We start from the raw sequence: 17,743 nt of genomic DNA on the forward strand, positions 1-17,743 counted from the left end.
TTTCCCATGACAGCGGCCGTCCACTCGTATATCAGTCGCAACCGACCGGAATTGCGGAGGAATTCATGAACGGATTTGCGGCTATCGGCGAGTGCATGATCGAACTCTCGGGCGCCAATGGCGACCAGTGGCGCATGGGCTTTGCCGGCGATACGCTGAACACCACCTGGTATGTTCGGGCCCTCGCCGATCCAGACCTCGCCGTCGACTACGTGACTGCCTTTGGCGACGATCCCTTTTCCGTCAGGCAAAAGGCATTCTTGCGCGACAATGGGATAAACACGGCCCACAGCCCGACGATTGTCGGCGCCCGGCCCGGGCTTTACGCAATTACCCTGACCGGTGCCGAGCGGTCCTTCACCTATTGGCGTAATGACGCCGCTGCGCGGCAGTTGGCCGATGACGCTGATGCGCTCGCCAGGAGTCTTGAAGGCCGCCGTATCATCTATTTCTCCGGCATCACCATGGGCATTTTGAGCCCAAAGAGCCGCCAGACTGTGCTCAACGCCGTCAGCAATGCGCGGCGTCACGGTTCGCTCATCGTATTCGATGCCAACTATCGTCCGCGTCTGTGGGAAAATGCCGAGACGGCGAAGCAGGTATTGAGCAACGCGTTCCATGTCAGCGATATCGCCTTGCCGACATTCCCGGATGAAAACGCGCTCTTCGGCGACGTCACGCCGGCCGATACGGCTGCCCGCCTTGCGAGCTATGGCGTCAAGGAAATCGTCGTCAAGGATGGAACGGAACCGGCGCTGGTCGTTTCGGGAGGAGTCAGCACCAACGTACAGGCCGCCAAAGCCAATGCCATCGACACGACCGGCGCTGGCGACAGCTTCAATGGCGGCTATATTGCTGCCCGCCTCGCCGACCTCGATCCGGTTGCGGCCGCAAAACGGGCGCATAAGGTGGCGGCGCGCGTCGTCGAATTTCACGGCGCGCTTGCCCCGATGGGCGAAGCGCGCAAGGCCTTTGATGCTTAAGCCTGCTTTGCCTTGTTGAAGCTGTACTTGGTCATCTGGCTGTAGGTCTCCTGCGGCCGAAGGATTGCCTGCGGGAAATACGGGAAATGGGTTGAGTCCGGCCAGACCTGCGCCTCAAAACAGATGCCCGCATAATTATCGTAGGTGTTTCCTGTCAGCCCGATCGGTGGACGCCCGCCCAGCGTATTGCCGGCATAGAACTGCACGCCGGGTTCCGTGGTCAGAACGTTCATCTCGACGCCCGACTTCGCGCCCTTGGCCGATGCGACCCGCCGCAGGGGCTGGCGCTGGCTCGACAGGCAGAAATTATTGTCATAGACCACCTGGGCGCCACGTTCTTCGCGGCGGATCGACCGGTAATCCCGAAAATCATGCGTCGTGCCCGCCACCGGGAGAACCCGCCCGTCGGGAATGAGATCGGCATCGACCGGCAGATAGGCCGCCGCATCGATGCGCACTTGATGGTCAAGCGCATCGGTTGCACCGCCATCATCGAGATTGAAGTAGCTGTGATGGGCAAGATTGCAGATGGTGGGTTTGTCGGTCACGGCATCCATTCGGATTGCGAGTGTGCCCTTTGATTCCAGCATATAGGTGCAGGTGATGTTGAGATTGCCGGGAAATCCCATTTCGCCATCACCAAGCTGGATGGTCAGCGTCACATAATCCGAGCCGACGGCGACGACGTCCCAGTTACGCTTGCCGGCACCCCGGCTTCCACCGTGAATATTGTGCCGATCGTGAAAATTCCGCTCCAGCGCATAGGTCTCGCCGTCGATCGTGAGTTCGCCGCCACGAATGCGGTTGATCGAACGGCCGACCGTCGCGCCGAGATAGGGCGAGTGTGCCGGATAGTCGGCGAAGTCCTGGTAGCCCAGGACCAGCGGCGGTTCGTGGCCCTTGAGGCGCAGGTCCTGGATGACTGCGCCCCAGGTCAGAACCTTGGCGGTCAGCCCCCCGCCGGAGATCGTGATGCGGTGGACTGCTTCGCCCTCAGGCGTGTGGCCGAATAACTCAGTGTTCATTTAGAGGCCGAGACCTCCGACGCAGACATATTTCGTATCGAGATAGTCTTCAATGCCCTGATGTCCGCCCTCCTTGCCGAGCCCCGATTCCTTGACGCCGCCAAAGGGTGCCTCGACCGTGGTGATCATGCCTTCGTTGACGCCCACCATGCCGTATTTGAGCCCCTCGGAAACGCGGAACACGCGGCCAAGGTCCCGCGTATAGAAATAGCTCGCAAGGCCGAACTCGGTGTTGTTCGCAAGGTCGATCGCTTCCTGCTCGGTCTCGAATTTGTAGACCGGCGCCACGGGGCCGAAAATCTCTTCCTTGGTGAAAAGCATGTCTTCCTTGGCGTCGCTTATGATCGTCGGCTCGTAGAAGCTGCCGCCGAGCGCATGGCGCTTGCCGCCGGTCACGACCTTGCCGCCCTTCTGCTTGGCATCGGCGACGAATTCCTCAACCTTGGCGACTGCCTTCTCGTCGATCAGCGGACCCTGTTCTGTACCGGTTTCGAGACCGTCGCCGACCTTGAGTTTCTGGGTCGCCGCAGCGAACTTCTCAATGAACGTGTCGTAGATACCCGATTGAACCAGGAAGCGGTTTGTACACACGCAGGTCTGGCCGGAATTGCGGAATTTCGCGATCATCGCACCCTGGACGGCGCGATCGACATCCGCATCGTCGAACACGATGAAGGGGGCATTGCCGCCAAGCTCCATGGACACCTTCTTTACGGTGTCCGCCGCCTGCTTGATCAGGATCTTGCCGATCTCGGTCGAGCCGGTGAAAGTGATCTTGCGCACGAGGGGATTGCTGGTGATTTCGCCGCCGATCTCAGAGGCAGAACCGGTGAGGATGTTGACGACGCCCTTCGGAATGCCGGCCTCCTCGCAAAGCGCACCCCATACAAGCCCGGAATAGGGTGTCTGCGTGGCTGGCTTGACGACCGCCGTGCAGCCTGCAGCGAGCGCCGGACCGATCTTGCGTGCTAGCATCGAGGACGGGAAATTCCACGGCGTGATGGCGCCGATGACGCCAACTGGCTCCTTCGTCACGAGGATGCGGCGATCGGCCCAGGGCGATGGAACGATATCGCCATAGGTCCGCCGCGCCTCTTCGGCGTACCAGAGAATATAGGCCGCCGACATGCCGACCTCGCCCCTGGACTCGAACAGCGACTTCCCCTGCTCCAATGTGAGGAGTTCGGCCAGGGCGTCCTGGTTGTCGAGGATGGCGTCGTGCAGCTTGCGCATCATCTTGGCGCGCTCGAGCACCGATGTCTTGCGCCAAGTCTTGAAGGCCTCGGCGGCAGCGTCGATGGCGCGCCGCGTTTCGGCCTTGCCGGAATTCGGAACCGTGCCAATCTTCAGGCCGGTTGCAGGGTTGATGACGTCGATCGTCTTGCCGGAATCGGCGCCCACCCACTCACCATTGATCAGGTTTGCCTGCTTCATGAACGGGCTGGATTTCTGCAACATCATATTTCTCCCTGTGTTCGAAGGGTTATTGTTGTCCGTGAGTTCCGTGAAGGATAACCCTGCATCGCCTTTGGCAATGTGCGTCTCGTGAAGACGATGCGGCTACCCTGCTCCTTTTTGCCAAAAGCTGCAACTGCCTTGCCTAGCCGAAAATATGCGTGACGACGGAAACCCAGAACGCGAGCGTGAGGGCCGACAGCGCCGTTGCCATGACCATGGAATTCGAGGCGAGCGCCTGCCCGGTGCCGAAGCGCGTCGCAATCAGATAGGAGTTGACGCCGGCAGGGAGCGCGGCAGCGGTGACGGCAATCTTGGCGGTAAAGGGCGGCAGGCCAATCAGCAAAGCCGCAGCAAGGACAACAGCCGGCATCAAAAGGAGCTTGATTGACGACATGACAAGCGAAGCGGCGATGTGGCCCGACACACCGAATTTCTTGAGCCCCATGCCCATAGCGAAAAGCGCGACCGGGCCGGCGACGCTTGCCAACGTCTGAATAAGCGAATCAGCAACGACGGGCATGCGCAGGCCAGTCAGCCGCCATAGCCAGCCGGCGAGGATACCGATGACGAAGGGGTTGCGCAGCAGGCTTTTGAAGAATGAGGCGACCACCGCGGACAAATGAGTCTCGCCATCGAACACCCCGTCGCGGCGCAGGGCAAACTCGTGCAGGGTAATGGATGCGGCCATCATGATCGGCATGTGAACGGCGACGATCAGCGACAGGATGGCGAACCCCCCTTGGCCAAAGACACCGAGCATCAGCGGCATGCCCAGGAACACGAGATTGGAAAAGGCGCCCGAAACCCCGGCGACGACGCCGGCGCGATTGTCACGGCCGAACAGCACCTTGATTGCCAGATCCGATGCAATCCAGGCAACGACCACACCAATGAAGTAGCTGATCCACAATTGCCATGGGGCAGCCCCATGGAAATCGGCCGTCACCATGGTGCGGAACAAGAGAAGCGGCGCAGCGACGACAAAGACGAAGTCCGACAATCCGTCGCCCACCCGCTCATCAAGCAGCTTGAACTGGGCTGCAGCATAGGCGATGGCGATCACACCGAAGACGACAAGGATTGTTTCAACGAGACCCATTACATTCCGCAATAGGCGGGCGCGCCATGCCGCGCAAGCAGTTCCAGGACTTCACTTTATTTTTCTTCGCCAAATCACCATTTCGCCTGATAAGGAGGCCAGATGTCGAGGCTGCTTATCCATCCCTTACGTGTCCATATGCTCGCGTTGGCGTTGAGCGCGCTCGCATTTCTTTCTACCGCCGAAGCGACGGATGCGGCATGGGCGCGCGTCCAGCGGGGTGGATATACGATCCTCATGCAGGGCGCCGACGTTTCGGGAACGCTAAGTCCAACCGTCGATCACTCCGTCGACTGCTCGGCGACGCAGACGCTTTCTGATCGCGGCCGCCAGCTTGCGCAGAAATTGGGCGCGCGGTTTGCGGCGCGCGGCGTGCGCATCGATCGCATCCTGACCAGTTCCACCTGCAATGCGCGTGAGACTGCGCGCCTGTCGTTCGGCTCCATTCCCGCCGAGATTTTCAAGCCGCTCGATCCGCTCCCCGCCGATGACGCCGCCAAGGCCGCTGAACTCGAAAAGATCCGCGTTCTGATCACAGGCTTCAAGGGGTCCGGAAATCTGGTAATGCTGACCGATCGCGCCAATATAACGGCTCTGACGGGCGTAACTCCGCGGCCCACGGAAGCCGTAGTGGTTATCGCCAATGAAGAGGGTGAAGCTGTTCATGTGGCTGGACGAATTATATTCGACTAGACGGCGCACAACCTTGGGTCTTTCCATAGACCTTGAAAAACGTTAGATACCGGCTCATCAGACATCAGTGCCTTCGAGGGGCACCGGAAGAAAAAAGGAAAATCAATTGTCCGAAACATTCGACAAGGTTGCCGATATCATTGCCGAAACCAGTGAGATCGATCGCGACTCCATTACGCCGGAAAGCCATACGATTGACGATCTCGGCATCGATAGCCTTGATTTCCTTGATATTGTTTTTGCAATCGACAAGGCCTTCGGTATCAAGATCCCGCTCGAACAGTGGACGCAGGAAGTCAATGACGGCAAGGTCCCGACCGAAGAATACTTCGTGTTGAAGAACCTGTGCGCCAAGATCGACGAACTCGTCGCCGCCAAAAAGGCCTGATTTCCGAGCAACGATTCGGACCGAGTCAACTTCCACCTAACGGGGTGCACCGCGTGGACGGTGTTGCGAGACAATGCAGAACAACACCGTCGTCATCACTGGGATTGGACTGATCTCATCGCTGGGCGAAGGCGCCGATGCCCATTGGCAGGCGTTCAGCGGCAAGGCTGAACCGCGCACCGACAGTGAAACCTTCCAGCCATATACGGTCCACCCGCTCGGCGAGGTTGACTGGAACAATCAGATACCGAAGCGCGGCGACCAGCGGCAGATGGAAACCTGGCAGCGCATCGGCACCTATACCGCCGGCCTCGCGCTGCAGGATGCGGGCATCAAGGATGACGAGGCGCTTTGCGCCACCATGGATATGGTCGTTGGTGCCGGCGGCGGCGAACGCGATGTTGCGGTTGATCTGCAGATCCTTGCCGAAGCGCGCGTGCGCAATGACCTCGGCACGATGCTCAACGAAAAACTATCGACGGAACTGCGCCCGACGCTGTTCCTCGCCCAGCTTTCCAATCTCCTTGCCGGCAATATTTCGATCGTCCACAAGGTCACCGGTTCCTCGCGCACTTTCATGGGTGAAGAGGGCTCCGGCATTTCTGCGATAGATACAACAGTTGCGCGTATCCGTTCGGGCCAGAGCACCCACGCTCTCGTCGGCGGCGCATATAACGCTGAACACCCGGACATGCTGCTCGGTTATGAGCTGAACAACATGCTGCTGCAGAATGGCTGGGCGCCGCTGTGGCAACGTGAAGACGCGGCCGGCGGCGGCATCGTTACCGGTTCGGGCGGCGCATTCCTGGTCCTCGAAAGCGAGGAACACGCGAAGAAGCGCGGCGCCCGCGCATATGCGGCGATCGACGGCGTTTACAGCACGCAGATCCGCCGCAGCCGCGACGACCTGAAAGAAACGATCGCCAAGCTTCTCGGCGCGGCAACGGCCGACTCGCCGGCTGACGTCATCATTTCCGGGGCATCCGGCGCCAAGCGCATCACCGCTGCCGAGAAGGCGGCGCTCGACGCATTCTCGAGTTCGTCCATACGCGGTATCGCCGGCAAGCTCGGTCATTTCCGCGAGGCGCAGTTCCCCCTGGTCGTTGGCCTTGCCGCGCTCAGCATCTATCACGGCACCGCTTTTCCCCCCATCGATCCCGACAATGAAAAGGCCGGCCCCGAGCGTGTCGACACGGCGCTGGCTACCTCGATCGGCGGCTCGCGCGGCGAAGGCGTTGCCCGTCTCGTCAAAGTTTAAGGATATGCCGCATGTCCAAATATACTGATCATCAGGGCCGCCCGCTTGTTGCGATTACCGGCCTCGGCGTTGTTTCCTCGCTCGGTCAGGGCAAGGAGGAAAACTGGGCAGCGCTGACATCCGGTACGTCCGGCATCCACAGGATCACCCGTTTTCCCGTCGATGGACTGCGCACGCAGATCGCCGGCACCGTTGATTTCCTCGAAGAAAGCAACAAGGGCGCTGTCGCGCTGTCGCAGAATCTCGGTTCTCTCGCCGGCGAGGAAGCGATCAAACAGGCCGGCCTCTCCGTCGATGATTTCGGCGGTCCACTGTTTCTGGCAGCGCCACCGGTCGAACTCGACTGGCGCAACCGCTTCGCGCTCGATGCGCTGGTCCGCAATGAAGGCGAGCCGGGCTACGATCTCCTTCTCGCGGCCTGCCGCCGCGCGCCGCAGGTCGACATGTTCAATACTGTTGAGTTCGGCTACATCGCCGAACAGCTCGCCGAGAAGTTCGGAACGCGCGGCCTGCCGGTGACGCTGTCGACGGCCTGCGCGTCTGGCGCGACAGCGATCCAGCTCGGCGTCGAGGCGATCCGCCGCGGCGAAAGCGACAAGGTGCTGTCAATCGGCACCGATGGTTCGGTTTCCGCTGAAGCACTGATCCGCTTCTCGCTGCTCTCTGCCCTCTCCACCCAGAACGAGCCCGCTCACAAGGCTGCAAAACCATTCTCCAAGGATCGCGATGGCTTCGTCATGGCCGAGGGTTCCGGGGCGATGGTGATGGAATCGCTGGAAGCAGCCGTCGCCCGCGGCGCCAACATTCTCGGGATCATGCGCGGCTGCGGCGAAAAGGCCGACGACTTCCACCGCACCCGTTCGAAGCCGGATGGATCGCCCGCCATCGGAGCGGTCCGTGCAGCGCTCGACGATGCCGGCATCGCAGAGGATGCGATCGACTATATCAACGCCCACGGCACCTCCACGCCGGAGAATGACAAGATGGAATATCTCGCCCTGTCGACCGTGTTCGGGGAGCGCATCTCGAAGCTGCCGACGTCGTCCAACAAGTCGATGATCGGCCACACATTGACGGCGGCCGGTGCCATCGAGGCGGTATTCTCGATGCTGACGATCCAGACCGGCACTATCCCGCCGACGATCAACTACGACAATCCCGATCCGGCCATCGATCTCGACGTGGTGCCCAATGTGAAGCGTGAGGCGAACGTTTCATCGGTGCTTTCCAGCTCATTCGGGTTCGGTGGACAAAATACCTGTCTTGTCATGACCGCAGAACCGAACTAATCCGTGGCCTGAACAAGGAAACGGATATGCGTGCACTACAGCTGATCGACGACCGCAAGCTCGAATTGGTCGATATTGCCCCTCCGCCCCCGCCTGGAGTCGGCGAGGTCACGGTGAATATCAGGGCCGTTGCGCTCAATCACATTGACGTCTGGGGCTGGCGCGGCATGGCCTTCGCCAAGCGCAAGATGCCGCTGACGATCGGCGCGGAAGCATCCGGCGTTGTCGATGCGATCGGCCCCGGCGTCAGTTCGGTGCTGCCCGGCCAGCTTGTCTCGATTTACGGTGCGCAGACCTGCGGTCTTTGCCGGCCCTGCCGCGAAGGCCGCGACAATCTCTGCGAACACGTATCCGGGGTCCATGGCTTTCACCTTGACGGCTTTGCCCAGGAAAAAGTCAACCTGCCGGCGCGCCTCCTCGTCCCGGCGCCTCCCGGCATCGACGAGATCGGCGCTGCGGTCGCGCCCGTTACCTTCGGTACGGTCGAGCACATGCTCTTTGACAACGCCAAGCTCGAGCCCGGCGAGACGATCCTCGTGCACGCCGGAGGGTCGGGCATTGGCTCGGCCGCGATCCAGCTTGCCAAGAAGATCGGCTGCACGGTCATCACGACTGTCGGTTCCGACAACAAGATCGAGAAGGCGAAGGCGCTGGGCGCCGACCACGTCATCAACTACCGCGAAGATCGCTTCGAAGGTGTCGTGCGCAAGCTGACGAAGAAGAAGGGCGTGGACGTTGTCTTTGAACATGTCGGCGCGGACACCTGGGCGGGTTCCATGCTGTCGCTGCGACGCGGCGGGCGTCTTGTCACGTGCGGCTCGACATCCGGCGTATCGACGAACATGAACCTGATGATGCTGTTCCAGCAGCAGTTGAAGCTGCTCGGCTCCTTCGGCTGCCGCATGGAGAACATGGCGGATGCGATGCAGAAGATGGCGCGCGGCCTCGTTCATCCGGTCATCGATACGCAAGTCGGTTTCGATGAAATCGACACGGCGTTGAAACGGATGGAAGGCCGGGACGTTTTCGGCAAGATCATCCTGCGCATCAACTGATTTCCGATGAAGCTCAATACGAAACTTGCTCTGTTCCGGTGGAGCCAGAGGCTCAAGTCGTTTAACTACTGGCTGACGGCGAATGTCGTCTTCGGCATTTTGTGGCTGTTGCGCCGCCTGCCCGCACGGGCAGCAATGGATTTCATGGACGCCGCGGCGCGTAAGATCGGTCCGCTGATGGGACGCCATCGCGTCGCCATGAACAACCTGCGCAAGGCCTATCCGGAAAAGTCCGAGCAAGAACTGCAGGATATCGCGCGCGACATGTGGGGCAACATGGCGCGCCTCACAGCCGAATATGTCTTCCTCGACGCCATCTTCGACTACGATCCGCACAGCGACAAGACCGGGATCATTGAAGTGCATGGCCGGGAAATCTTCGAGCGCCTGCTCGGGGAAAATGACCGGCCACACATATTCTTCACCGGGCATACGGGCAATTTCGAACTCTTGCCGATCTGCGCCGCGACATTCGACTTGAATGTCACAGCGCTGTTTCGCCCGCCGAACAATCCCTATGTCGCCAAGCGCATCCTGGGCGCCCGCCGCACCAATATGGGGCACCTCGTTCCATCGAAGGCCGGGGCGGCATGGTCGCTCGCGACTGTTCTTAATGCCAACGGCAATGTCGGCATGCTGGTCGACCAGAAATTCCGCCGCGGCATCCCCTCGACCTTCTTCAACCGCCCCTGCAAGACCAACCCGCTTCTGGCCAAGCTCGCGCGTCAATATGATTGCGATGTCTATCCGGCCCGTTGCATCCGCCTGCCCGGCGGCCGCTTCCGCCTCGAGCTCGAGGAAAAGATGGAACTGCCGCGCGATGAAAAGGGTGCGGTAGACCTTTCCGCCACCGTGCAAGCTTTGAATGACAAGGTTGAAAGCTGGGTGCGCGAATATCCCGGCCAGTGGATGTGGTTCCACAAGCGCTGGAACTGATCACCTAGTAATAGTTCATCACCGCATGCCGGGCCTCGGCGAAGAAGAGCCATCGCTCGGTAAAAAGGCCGAGAAGATGCGCGAGGACGCCTACGGCAAGGACGAATTGTGCCAAGAGGCCGCCGCCAATCGCCATGGCAGCAAGCAAGGCAACGACCGGCAGCACGATGCCGCTTAGAAACGCTATCATCCAGAGCTTGGCCGCATGCTTGCGGGCAACGCGAAAGCCCATTTCGCGTGTCAAGTAATTCTCCAGCGCGTGCGGACGCTCGAACAACCGCACCTTGCCGATATGTCCGAGCCCGGTTGCCGTCTCCGGCGTCGACAGGGGTACGAGCGTCATTGCCCGCTTGCGCCAGATCATCTTGGCGACAAGGGCAAGCAGAATGAATAACAGCGCCAGAAGCTCGAGACCGAGCGCGCCTCCGGCAAAACTCGCCGCAAGCAGAAACCCGCCGGCCAGCGAAAACAGCAGGAAGCAAAGCGGCGTCAGCGGGGTATTCCAGTTGCCGACGGTCTTGAGCGACGCGTAGATCATCGATGTGCAATAGACGGTGATCAGCGCGCCCGCGACGGTGATCAGGCCAAGCATCACATCGTGGCGATCATGGAAGACAGCCAGTGCGGCGCTCAAGGTCAGCGGCACGAAGGTTGCGATCGCCATCACCCCCTCGCGCGACAGCCAGCTCGATTGCCATTGGCTGACCGCCCTCCACGCGCGCTGGGGATTGCCGAGATGGAGAAGCGACGAGGACAACCCGATGCCGATCTGCCCAATCGAAACGACATAGGTGATCTTCGTCGAGAGCGAGGCGGGATCGAGAAAGCCAAGCCCGAGGACGACTGCAAGACCGTAGCCAAGGCCGGACAGGGTCGTGAAGACGATGATCGAATAGGCTGGATGCATTTATTGCGGCCTCGACATTGCGGGGACGCGGAGGTGTTGAGCTTCACCCCCCTCTGTCCTGCCGGACATCTCCCACACAAGGGGGGAGATCGGATGGCCGCAAGCCTGTGTTCCAATTGGTACGGCGGTAGTTAGGCAAACCCGTGAAGCAGGCTGATCTCCCCCCTTGTGGGGGAGATGCCCGGCAGGACAGAGGGAGGTGAGTGGATCATCGGTCAATTTCTTTCGAATGCAGGGCGCCGCCTTTCCCACCCCCTTGCGGGGAGGGTGGCTGCGCAGCAGCCGGGAGGGGCCTTCTTGATAGGAAACAAATCGCTTCGCGGTCGTAACGACCCCGCCCCGGACTTTCGGTCCGACCCTCCCCACAAGGGGGAGGGAAGCACGGAATCCGCCGAGCCCAAGGCTTTGTTGATTTGGGAGACGGTCCGCTGCCGATCGATCTCCCCCCTTGTGGGGGAGATGTCCGACAGGACAGAGGGGGGTATCGTAGGAATGCAACCCTGACATGCTAACTCACATCCGATCGAGCGCTCTGTCGAGCCAGGCAAAGAAACCGGTCGCACCTTCGCTGTTCTCGGCAAGCGGCACCAATGGCGCACTCTCGCTCAGTGCCTTTCGCGGGCGCGGCGGCAAGTATTTGTTGGTCGGCCGGGTCCCCTGCTCCGGCATCAGATCGAAACCACCGCGCTCCGCCACCATGATCGACACCTCGGATGCCGGATCGCCGAGATCGCCGAAGTGGCGCGCGTTGGCGGGACATGTGCGAACGCAGGATGGTATCCGGTCCTCCTGCTGAAACGTCTCGTTGTAGATGCGATCGACGCACAGAGTGCATTTCTTCATGACGCCGGCGGCGAGATCCATCTCGCGTGCGCCATAGGCGCAGGCCCAGGCGCAGAGCCCGCAGCCGATGCATTTGTCCTCGTCGACAAGCACAATCCCATCTTCGGCGCGCTTGTAGGAAGCGCCGGTCGGGCAGACCGTAACGCAGGGCGCATCCTCGCAATGCAGGCAGGATTTCGGAAAATGAACGATGCGCGCATCGCCTGCTTCCCCGATGACTTCACCACCCTCCGGCACCACTTCGAAACTGTGAATGCGGTTGAGAAACGTGCCCGACACGTCGTCGCCGTAAGGATGCTGGTCCGAGAGTGCATTGCCGTAGCCGCCCGTGTTCCATTCCTTGCAGCTGATGACACAGGCATGGCAGCCGACGCAGACATCGAGATCGATGACAAGGCCGAGCTTCGTGGAGGTGCGGTTTTGCGGCAGGCTGGTCATTTGCGCGCCCACTCCTCACCGTAGCGAATCTCATCTGCGCCAAGCTTCTGGCTGCCGGGCCGTTCAATCGCACCAAATTGCGGCTCGCTCATCGCATCGCCTTCCTCGGCCTTTTCGATGCGGACGCGCAAATCATACCAGGCCGCCTGTCCGGTGATCGGGTCGGAATTCGACCAGCGCATGCCGTCGGCCTTGGGCGGCAGGAGTTCATGGATAAGGTGGTTGAGCAGGAAGCCCTTCGTCGCCTCCGGCGCATCGGGCGCGAGTGCCCAAGCCCCCTTGCGCTTGCCGATGGCGTTCCATGTCCACATGGTGCGCCCGTTTACCGCCTCTGTTCGCGCAATCTCGCATTTGATGCGGCCATGATGCGAGATTACCCACGCCCAATCGCCGTCCTTGAGCCCAAGCTCGTCGCAAATCCCGCCCGGAACATAGAGCGGGTTGCGCGTATGGATTTGCCGGAGCCAGGCATTTTGCGACCCCCAGGAATGGTACATCGCCATCGGTCGCTGCGTCAGCGCGTGATAGGGAAAGGCGTTCGAGTCGATGCCCTGTTCCTCGAACGGCCGGTACCAGTCCGGCAGCGGATCGAAGCAATCGATGAGGCGCTGCCTGTACGCTTGCGGCGCAACCGGCTGGCGCACGCCCTCGGCGGACAGACGGAACTTCTGCAGCGTCTCGACATAAAGCTGGATCGTGACCGGCTGCGGGGCGTCGAAGAAGCCCATGTCGATGGCAAATTGCTGGTAGGCCGCGTTATGATGCTTGAAGTAGAGCGCTTCCTCCGGAATGTGCTTCACCCAGAAGGCGCCGTGTTCGATATATTGCTTGAGCTGATCCTTGTTTGGCGCGCCCCTGCCCTCATCCTCGCCAGCCTCGCCGCGAAAGCCGGAAAGCGGTCCGATGCCGGGCTTGCGCTGGTGATTGACGATGTAATCGGCGTAATCCTTGTAGAGCGCTTTGCCATCCGCATCGACGAAGCCCGGCAATTTCAGGCGCGCACCAAGATCGATCAGCACCGACTGGAAGCCGCGCACGTCGCGGTCGGGTTTCAGGACCGGCCACCGGATTGCGTCGCAAGCCGCTTCCGGCTCCGAGATCGGACGATCGAGCAGCGAAATACAGTCATGGCGTTCGAGATACGTCGTATCCGGCAGAACAAGATCGGCATAGGCCACCATTTCTGACGAATAGGCGTCGGAATAGATTATCTTGGGTATCCTGTACTCGCCTGTCGCAGGATCGCGCTCCTCGAGCATCCTGATCGTGCCGCGCGTGTTCATCGACGAGTTCCAGGCCATGTTGGCCATGTAGAGAAAGAGCACGTCGACGGGATAAGGGTCGCCCGCCGAGGCATTGGCGATCACCATATGCATCATGCCATGGGCCGAAAGCGGCGCCTCCCATGAAAAGGCCTTGTCGATCCGTTGCGGCTTGCCGTCTGCGTCGACCAGTAGGTCCTCCGGCCCCAGCGGATAACCGAGATGGGGTCCTGCCAGCGGTTGGCCCGGCCTCACATGCTCAGATTTACCGTGCGGGCGAGGATGAGCCGTGGCGGGCTTCGGATATGGCGGCTTGTAGCGATAACCGCCGGGGCAGTCGATCGAGCCGATGATGGTCTGCAGCACGTGCAGCGCACGGGCAGACTGGAACCCGTTGGAATGGGCGGAGATTCCGCGCATGGCGTGAAAGCTGACCGGGCGTCCGATCATCACCTCGTGCTGCTCGCCCTTCATGTCCGTCCACGGCTGCGCAATGACGATCTCTTCCTCGAAGGCGACCCGCGCGATCTCGGAGGCAAGGCCGCGAATGGTCTTTGCGTCGATCCCGGTTTCGGCCGCCACTGCCTCCGGCGCATATTTCGGATCGAGATATTTTTCAGCCATCAGGCGAAGGACACTGCGCACGTTGCGATTGTCGGCAGTCATGAAATCCGCGTTGAGATCGGCGACATGTCCGGGCTCGTCAAATCGAACGAGTGCCCCGGTGGCGCGGTCGCGCACCAGCGCCTTGCCGAGATCATCACGCAGGAAGAGCCCATGATCCTCATGACCCGGATCGTCGATCACCAGCCAGGGGGCGTTGGTGTAGCGGCGCAGATAGTCGAGATCGATGCGGCCGGTGCGAAAGAGTTCATGGATAATGGACAGGATCAGCAGGCCATCGGTGCCAGGCCGGATGCCGATCCAGTTGTCGGCGATGGCGGAATAGCCGGTGCGGACGGGATTGACCGAAACAAAGCGCGCGCCTCGCTTTTTCAGCTTGGAAATGCCTATCTTGATCGGGTTGGAATCGTGATCCTCGGCAACGCCGAAGAGAACGAAAAGCTTGGTCTTGTCCCAATCCGGTGCACCGAATTCCCAGAACGCACCGCCTATCGTATAGATGCCGGCGGCCGCCATGTTGACCGAGCAGAAGCCGCCATGGGCCGCATAATTCGGCGTGCCGAAATTCTGCGCCCAGTAGCTGGTCAAGGCCTGCGACTGGTCGCGCCCGGTAAAGAAAGCCAGCTTCTGCGGCGCAGTTTCTCGTACCGGTTGCAGCCAATCGACGGCGAGCGACAGCGCCTCGTCCCAGCTGATTTCCCTGAATTGGCCGGAGCCGCGCGGCCCGGTGCGCAGGAGCGGCGCCCGCAGGCGCGCAGGCGAATAGTGCTGCATGATACCGGCAGAGCCCTTGGCACAGAGCACACCCTTGTTGATGGGATGATCGCGATTGCCCTCGATATAGCGGACCTTGCCATCCTTCAGATGGACATCGATGCCGCAGCGACATGCGCACATGTAGCAGGTGGTCTTGCGAACTTCATCACCAACCGGCTCCGACAGGGCAAGGTCTGGTTCTGAATTCATCTCTTGAGTCGCCCCGCTGTTTGCATACCCGATTGTTTCACAATGCGTAGTGAAAACAATCCTGTAACAGTCGATCAGTTGCAGTTTGGCGAAGCGTTTCAGCCTCGACTGCGAGAGCCTGCCCGACTCGGAGGCATCTTAGCGGTTTTGCAGCGGCGTATTGTAGGGAAAGCGGCACATGGCTTTATTTGTGCAGACAAATCGCAACCGTGGCGCGAATCAGGACCGATCGGCACGCCGCCGCTTATACATGGTCCAGGCATCGCGGATCTCCCGCAACGGCATCTGGGGATCAACGATCCTGGCCAGCGGCACAATGTCCGCGAGCGACCCAGCCTTGGGCCGCTCCACGCATATCAAATCGATGAGCCGTTCGCGCCGATCGAAAAGCGGCGTCATTCCCAAAGGCCCATCGTGTCGGCGGTCCAGGCGCCCTGGCGAACCATGCGGCGCCTCGCCTTGAGGAAAAGCACTGCTGCCAGCGCCGCGATCAAGAGGCCGGCGCCTACGTTCCAGACCATCGAGATACCGACGGCTATAAGGATGACGAGAACCGGGATGAGGCGGCGAAACCAGGTTTCGACGACGGCGTCGCGGTCGGCCTTGAGCCGGCGCTCGCGCATCAGTTCAGTCTTTTCGTGCCTGGTCATCACGACACCTTCAAACATGACGGCACAAGGGTCATAACCTGCGGCTTCGGGGTCGAAAGCCTCGTCAATACGTCGTTGGCGGCGATATTCCGCCAGAGTCCAGCGTGTCATTTTACGAGTTCTACAGCCGAATGGGGCATCGGCACGTCAGCATGGGATGGCGCAAGCAGCGCCAGCGCAAGGATAAGGCCAATAACGCAGAGGACACCAATAGCACAGGAGCCGCGGCGCTCGTCGGAGCTGCCTTCGTGCTCTTGTTCCATGCGTGCATATTCAGTCTCTGCTACTCGTTCTTCGCGGAGCATCGTCGTGGTCCTGTTTGGTGAAAAAGTTGCCGTTACATTGCGGCGATTGACCAGATGGCCCTTGTCGAGTTCAAGTTCAATCGGGTGCGACAAAACTGTACAAATGCGCAATTTACTTGCTGCGAAAGACCACTTTGTAACGCTTACTTACGTTTGCCGGGCATCCGTCAAAGAAAGTGCAAAGTAGTGCAATGCATTCGTGAACCTGTTGCAATGGCGCCTTGGCGCAGCACTTGCCTCTTGCCAAATCAGCGGGTCCCCTGATTTGATGCGCGCATGGACGAAAAGCTGCGCCGGGCCATTGATAGACGCCGTGACGACCTGGTCGCGCTGACGCGTGATCTCATCCGCTTTCCGACGATCAATCCGCCCGGCGAAGCCTACACGCCCTGCGCCGAATATCTGGCGAAGCGCCTGCAAAAATCCGGATTCGAAACGCAACTGATTCGGGGCGTCGGCACGCCGGGTGATACTGACCGCTATCCGCGCACCAATGTTATCGCCCGCTTCGACGGCCGCACCCATGGCCAGACCGTGCATTTCAACTCGCATATCGATGTCGTCGATACCGGTGAGGGCTGGACGGTCGACCCGTTCGAGGCCGTGGTTAAGGACGGCAAGATTTATGGTCGCGGCGCCTGCGACATGAAAGGCGGACTGGCGGCATCGGTCATTGCCGCCGAAGCCTTTCTCGAGGTCTATCCGGATTTCGCCGGCGCAATCGAGATTTCCGGCACCGTCGACGAAGAGTCGGGCGGATTTGGCGGCGTCGCTTTTCTTGCGAGCAAAGGCTTTTTCTCGAAGCCGCGTGTCGACCACGTCATCATTCCCGAACCGCTGAACAAAGACCGTATCTGTCTCGGACATCGCGGGGTGTGGTGGGCCGAAATCGAGACCAAGGGCGAAATCGCCCACGGTTCGATGCCGTTCCTCGGCGACTGCGCGATCCGGCATATGAGCGCGGTGCTCGACGCCTTCGAGAATGAGTTGTTCCCGGCACTCGACAGGAAGCAAACCCGGATGCCGGTCGTACCGGAAGGCGCGCGACGCTCGACCATGAACATCAACGCCATCCATGGCGGCCAAACCGACGACTATTCCGGCCTGCCCTCGCCCAACGTGCCAGATTCCTGCCGGCTGACGATCGATCGCCGCTTCCTGCTTGAGGAAGATATTGCCGAAGTGAAACGCGAGGTCACCTCGATCCTCGACCGGTTGCAATGGGAACGGCCGAAATTTCACTACGAGATTCGGGACATCATGGAGGTACAGCCTACCATGACCGAGCGCGACGCGCCGGTGGTGACAGCAGTGGCGGAGGGCATCCGGTCCGTATTCGGACGCGAGCCCGCCTATGTGATTTCGCCCGGCACCTATGACCAGAAGCATATAGCCCGCATCGGGCTCCTGCACGATTGCATCGCCTATGGGCCCGGCATTCTCGATCTTGCACACCGGCCGGACGAATATGTGGGCATCGACGACATGCTCGAATCCGCTAATGTCATGGCGCTTGGGCTCAAGATTCTCTTGTCCGGATCGGTCTGACCTGTTGGGAGTGGTT

General features: G+C 60.5%; 17 protein-coding genes. 8 read left to right on the forward strand and 9 right to left on the reverse strand.

Going from position 1 to position 17,743, the window contains the following annotated elements; all coding sequences use genetic code 11:
• Window positions 1-65 precede the first annotated feature (65 nt).
• Window positions 66-983 carry a sugar kinase gene (locus HQ945_RS10115; protein ID WP_113280566.1) on the forward strand — a complete coding sequence of 306 codons (918 nt, stop codon included), beginning with the start codon at window positions 66-68 and terminating at the stop codon, window positions 981-983.
• Here HQ945_RS10115 and HQ945_RS10120 read toward each other — a convergent pair.
• The 3 genes from HQ945_RS10120 to HQ945_RS10130 all read right to left on the reverse strand — a co-directional run bounded on the left by HQ945_RS10120 (window position 980) and on the right by HQ945_RS10130 (window position 4,565).
• Window positions 980-2,008: an aldose epimerase family protein gene (locus tag HQ945_RS10120; protein ID WP_091922077.1), complete on the reverse strand. Its 1,029-nt coding sequence runs from the start codon at window positions 2,006-2,008 to the stop codon at window positions 980-982. The two genes, HQ945_RS10115 and HQ945_RS10120, sit on opposite strands and share 4 nt — an antisense overlap.
• Complete coding sequence (locus HQ945_RS10125) at window positions 2,009-3,466, reverse strand: NAD-dependent succinate-semialdehyde dehydrogenase (protein WP_091922079.1); 1,458 nt, start codon at window positions 3,464-3,466, stop codon at window positions 2,009-2,011.
• A gap of 142 nt (window positions 3,467-3,608) precedes the next feature.
• Complete coding sequence (locus HQ945_RS10130) at window positions 3,609-4,565, reverse strand: AEC family transporter (protein WP_174208065.1); 957 nt, start codon at window positions 4,563-4,565, stop codon at window positions 3,609-3,611.
• Window positions 4,566-4,667: 102 nt separating this feature from the next.
• On the opposite strand from HQ945_RS10130, the gene HQ945_RS10135 reads away from it, so the two are divergent.
• From HQ945_RS10135 to HQ945_RS10160, 6 genes are all read left to right on the forward strand, one after another.
• Window positions 4,668-5,258, forward strand: a complete 591-nt coding sequence (locus HQ945_RS10135) for a histidine phosphatase family protein (protein WP_113280564.1) — start codon at window positions 4,668-4,670, stop codon at window positions 5,256-5,258.
• 106 nt (window positions 5,259-5,364) lie between these two features.
• A complete protein-coding gene (locus HQ945_RS10140; RefSeq protein WP_027231748.1) occupies window positions 5,365-5,646 on the forward strand; it encodes an acyl carrier protein in 282 nt (93 codons plus the stop codon).
• A gap of 73 nt (window positions 5,647-5,719) precedes the next feature.
• Entirely contained in the window at window positions 5,720-6,904 is a 1,185-nt protein-coding gene (locus tag HQ945_RS10145) for a beta-ketoacyl-ACP synthase (RefSeq protein ID WP_027231749.1), read from the forward strand.
• An 11-nt stretch (window positions 6,905-6,915) separates the two neighbouring features.
• The gene (locus HQ945_RS10150; RefSeq protein WP_113280563.1) at window positions 6,916-8,193 is read left to right on the forward strand and encodes a beta-ketoacyl-ACP synthase; all 1,278 of its coding nucleotides are present in this window, start codon (window positions 6,916-6,918) and stop codon (window positions 8,191-8,193) included.
• A gap of 26 nt (window positions 8,194-8,219) precedes the next feature.
• Window positions 8,220-9,248, forward strand: coding sequence for a zinc-binding dehydrogenase (locus tag HQ945_RS10155; protein WP_113280562.1), 1,029 nt, complete (start codon window positions 8,220-8,222; stop codon window positions 9,246-9,248).
• Window positions 9,249-9,254: 6 nt separating this feature from the next.
• Window positions 9,255-10,184, forward strand: coding sequence for a lipid A biosynthesis lauroyl acyltransferase (locus HQ945_RS10160; RefSeq protein ID WP_113280561.1), 930 nt, complete (start codon window positions 9,255-9,257; stop codon window positions 10,182-10,184).
• 4 nt (window positions 10,185-10,188) lie between these two features.
• Here HQ945_RS10160 and HQ945_RS10165 read toward each other — a convergent pair whose 3' ends face one another.
• From HQ945_RS10165 to HQ945_RS10190, 6 genes are all read right to left on the reverse strand, one after another.
• Window positions 10,189-11,091 carry a dimethyl sulfoxide reductase anchor subunit family protein gene (locus HQ945_RS10165; protein ID WP_113280560.1) on the reverse strand — a complete coding sequence of 301 codons (903 nt, stop codon included), beginning with the start codon at window positions 11,089-11,091 and terminating at the stop codon, window positions 10,189-10,191.
• A 513-nt stretch (window positions 11,092-11,604) separates the two neighbouring features.
• Entirely contained in the window at window positions 11,605-12,372 is a 768-nt protein-coding gene (locus HQ945_RS10170) for a 4Fe-4S dicluster domain-containing protein (RefSeq protein ID WP_113281472.1), read from the reverse strand.
• Complete coding sequence (locus tag HQ945_RS10175) at window positions 12,369-15,224, reverse strand: molybdopterin oxidoreductase family protein (RefSeq protein WP_174208066.1); 2,856 nt, start codon at window positions 15,222-15,224, stop codon at window positions 12,369-12,371. Before HQ945_RS10175 ends, HQ945_RS10170 begins: the two co-directional genes overlap by 4 nt.
• Before the next feature lie 219 nt (window positions 15,225-15,443).
• Complete coding sequence (locus HQ945_RS10180; RefSeq protein WP_027231756.1) at window positions 15,444-15,623, reverse strand: hypothetical protein; 180 nt, start codon at window positions 15,621-15,623, stop codon at window positions 15,444-15,446.
• On the reverse strand, window positions 15,620-15,985 hold the full coding sequence (locus tag HQ945_RS10185; protein WP_027231757.1) for a hypothetical protein: 366 nt from the start codon (window positions 15,983-15,985) through the stop codon (window positions 15,620-15,622). Before HQ945_RS10185 ends, HQ945_RS10180 begins: the two co-directional genes overlap by 4 nt.
• On the reverse strand, window positions 15,982-16,290 hold the full coding sequence (locus HQ945_RS10190) for a hypothetical protein (RefSeq protein ID WP_162737248.1): 309 nt from the start codon (window positions 16,288-16,290) through the stop codon (window positions 15,982-15,984). The genes HQ945_RS10185 and HQ945_RS10190 overlap by 4 nt, the downstream gene beginning before the upstream one ends.
• A gap of 165 nt (window positions 16,291-16,455) precedes the next feature.
• On the opposite strand from HQ945_RS10190, the gene HQ945_RS10195 reads away from it, so the two are divergent.
• Complete coding sequence (locus HQ945_RS10195; protein WP_113281471.1) at window positions 16,456-17,727, forward strand: acetylornithine deacetylase/succinyl-diaminopimelate desuccinylase family protein; 1,272 nt, start codon at window positions 16,456-16,458, stop codon at window positions 17,725-17,727.
• Window positions 17,728-17,743 lie beyond the last annotated feature (16 nt).

The organism is Phyllobacterium pellucidum (genome assembly GCF_013327855.1).
In the GTDB taxonomy this organism is placed as follows: Bacteria; Pseudomonadota; Alphaproteobacteria; order Rhizobiales; family Rhizobiaceae; genus Phyllobacterium; species Phyllobacterium pellucidum.